The organism is Paracoccus sp. (in: a-proteobacteria), from assembly GCF_047973135.1.
Classification (GTDB): Bacteria; Pseudomonadota; Alphaproteobacteria; order Rhodobacterales; family Rhodobacteraceae; genus Paracoccus.
In genome coordinates this window covers 1-2,876 of the sequence record NZ_JBKEBL010000299.1, presented here as the reverse complement: position 1 = coordinate 2,876, position 2,876 = coordinate 1, and the positions used below count along the sequence as shown (strand labels likewise).

Sequence of the window (2,876 nt, the reverse complement as noted above, 5' to 3'; positions counted from 1 at the left end):
GGCTGCTGGATGCGCAGGGCGCGGAACTGGTTGCCGGACCGATTGACCGCGTCGAACAGTTGCCCGGCGGCCCGTTGCTGGTGCATCTGCCCGAGGGCTGGGTATTTTCGGCCGAGGGCCTGTCGCCCGAGGCCCTGCCTGGGCCGCGCCCCGACGCATGGCTGTCGCAGTTTGAAGCATGGCACCCCCGGCTTGCTGCGGTGATCGCCCTCTGCTTGCTGTCAGCGTGGGCGATCTGGCGCTGGGGGCTGGACATCCTTGTTGTCCTCGCCATGTCCGTCACCCCCGACGCGCCGGTTCGTGCGATGGATCAAAGCAATATGGTGATCATCGACCGGCTGATTGCCGACGAGACGCAGGTGACAGAGGCGCGTCGGGCCGAGGTTCAGGCGATTTTCGACCGGCTGACACGCTTTGCGCCCGAGGCCCCCTGGGGCGAATACCACCTGCTGTTTCGCGACATGCCTTCGGTCGGGCCGAACGCCTTCGCGATGCCGGGCGGTACCATCGTGGTGAACGACCAGTTGCTGAACCGCTTTGACGATGACGACGTGATCGCCGCCGTTCTGGGGCACGAGATCGCCCATGTTTCGGAAAAGCACGTTTTGTCCCAGCTTTATCGCGCGGGGACCAGCTATCTGCTGATTGCGCTGATCGCAGGCGACCCCGGTCCGTTCCTTGAGGATATGCTGCGCGAGGGAAACGGCCTGCTGGCCCTATCCTATTCTCGCCATCAAGAGGCCGATGCCGACCAGCGCGGATACAGGCTTGCAAATGATGCTGGCTATGACGGCACGGCGCTGGCCGAATTTTTCGAAACGCTGAGCGATGAAGGCGATGCTTTCGCCCCGACCTGGCTGTCCTCGCATCCCGATCTGGAGGACAGGGCCGCAGCCATCCGTACGATGTCGGGGCAGTGGGACTGAGCCGCTGCTTCAGGGGTATCGGCTCCGCGCGCAACGGCTGTTTTCGCAGGATGCGAAATTTCGGGCGCATGCGGGGTTGGCGCTGGCAATTACCCACTCCCCTCTGCGGCGAGCATCCCGCTCAGGCGGCGAGTGTCTGTCGGATGGTCGCGGCGGCGAGATCGCCGAGGCCCTCGGCCAGCGCGAAGGCGTCGCGGAGCCAGTGCTTCAGCGCCAGCCCGGTCCGCTCGCAGCCGGCCTCCAGCACCCGGTCGGCGTCGCGGGCGAGATGGGCCAGGCAAGTCTGATGGCTCAGCCCGTGGCCCTGCTGCGCCGAATGGCGATCCGAGGTCCGGAAAGCCGGGCGATGACCGCCCATCACCGCGCGCACGACCTGCGCGCCGCCGCCGGAACCGGCGCTTTGGTCTTTACGCCGCAGGATGGGCAGGCGCAGGCCAGCCGTCGGTGGCGCTCCACGACCGGCGTGATTGGCGGAATATCGATCCGGTCGTATTCCCCGATCGCCGCCCCCGGCGCATCTGCGGTGATCGCCGCGCCGCAGCCCGAACACGCGCCGGGCCGGAGGCCGACGATCCGGTCCGGGTTCTCGGCCAGCCGCCGGTGACGACCCTCATGCCCGGGCTTCGCCCCGCCCGGCTTGCTCTTCGCCCGCCGCGCCTTCCGGTCCGTCGATGGCGGCTTTGACGACTTCCGCGACGTCTTGCCGGGGCGCTGGAGCTTCAGCACCAGATCCACCAGCTCGTCCTTGCTCAGCTTTTCAAGATCATCACGGTTCATCCCCAGCGTGAATCACGACCCGCGCGCCGCCGCAACCGGGGGGTGGGTAATTAAGGTTTTTGGGGCTGTTGCGCCGGGTTGCTGTGGGTATCGCCCCTCCGGGCTGATTTCCGCGCCGCGCATCACGTCGGGCAAGGAACGAGGCGGCGCAGCTGCCCTGCACCTTCACGGGGGCGTGGATTGATGCATGGCCATTCAATTTTTGGGGCGCGTCGTCAGGTTGTCGTCATGCTGCCTATTCGACCAGAAGGTCACAAACCATATGCGTGACCGTGCCCCTGAAATCGCCGAAACCACTTGCGATCACCTCATGTGCGTCGTGCCATTCCTGGCTGGCCAGTGCATGGCGCATGTCCTCGAATGTATCGAACAGCATATCGACCTGCATCAGGACCGGAGGGCAATCGTCATCCCTTTCAAGGTGGCGCCTCAATGTGACCTTTCGGATTCGGGGGTATCTTCTCAGCGCGGGAACGACCTTCCTTTGCATGAAACGGTCGAAAATCTCGGCACGGTCATCAGCAATCTGACCGATCAGGATAGCGGAACGCAGGATCATCTGTGTATTACCCCGTTTAACCGGGGTCAGTCATGGTCGGGATCGGCTCTGCTGCCGCTGCTCCTATCCTTGAAGCGGCTTGCACCCCGCCAAAACGCGCAATCAGTGCATCCTGATCCGCAAAGGCCTCTGCGTCGGTCCGTTCGGGATCACAGATTTCCCGCAGACGTTTGCGCATACGCGACAGTGTTTCGGCATGTTCCGGTTCGCAGGCAAGATTTCTGGTCTCTTCGGGATCGTTTTGCAGATCGAACAGCTCGGGCAAGAAGCCGACATAGTGGATATATTTCCACCGGCCCTGTCTTATCATGAATGCGCCTGACACCGCCCCTGCTGCATGGTATTCGCTGAATGCGATACGGTCGGGCTGATCGGGGTCGTTTGAAATGCTGCGCAAGGATTTCACCGCAGCGGGGCTGTTCAGTCCGACGCCGAAATGGTCGGTTATTGTAGCCGACAGGTCGATCAGGTTCACCGGCGTTTCGCAAACCTTCTGCGGAAAATCCGGCCCCACCGCGATCATCGGAATCGCAACGCTTTCTTCATACATGTTGGATTTCCCCCAAAGCCCGCGGGCTCCGGCGTTATCTCCGTGATCAGAGGTGTAGATCACG

Annotated in this window: 5 protein-coding genes; 1 reads left to right on the top strand and 4 read right to left on the bottom strand. The window is 63.2% G+C overall.

Going from position 1 to position 2,876, the window contains the following annotated elements:
- Positions 1-926: M48 family metallopeptidase (locus tag ACK5L9_RS21950; RefSeq protein ID WP_416913585.1), on the top strand; the 926-nt coding region annotated here is incomplete at its 5' end.
- 121 nt (positions 927-1,047) lie between these two features.
- On the opposite strand, the gene ACK5L9_RS21945 is transcribed toward ACK5L9_RS21950, so the two are convergent.
- The 4 genes from ACK5L9_RS21945 to ACK5L9_RS21930 all read right to left on the bottom strand — a co-directional run.
- The gene (locus tag ACK5L9_RS21945) at positions 1,048-1,296 is read right to left on the bottom strand and encodes a hypothetical protein (protein ID WP_416913584.1); all 249 of its coding nucleotides are present in this window, start codon (positions 1,294-1,296) and stop codon (positions 1,048-1,050) included.
- The gene (locus tag ACK5L9_RS21940; protein WP_416913583.1) at positions 1,284-1,703 is read right to left on the bottom strand and encodes an IS66 family transposase zinc-finger binding domain-containing protein; all 420 of its coding nucleotides are present in this window, start codon (positions 1,701-1,703) and stop codon (positions 1,284-1,286) included. Before ACK5L9_RS21940 ends, ACK5L9_RS21945 begins: the two co-directional genes overlap by 13 nt.
- A gap of 235 nt (positions 1,704-1,938) precedes the next feature.
- Positions 1,939-2,262 (bottom strand): hypothetical protein, encoded by a 324-nt coding sequence (locus ACK5L9_RS21935; protein ID WP_416913582.1) that lies wholly within the window; start codon positions 2,260-2,262, stop codon positions 1,939-1,941.
- A gap of 16 nt (positions 2,263-2,278) precedes the next feature.
- Positions 2,279-2,876, bottom strand: a 598-nt coding sequence (locus ACK5L9_RS21930) for a sulfatase/phosphatase domain-containing protein (RefSeq protein ID WP_416913581.1), incomplete at its 5' end; no start/stop codon positions are given.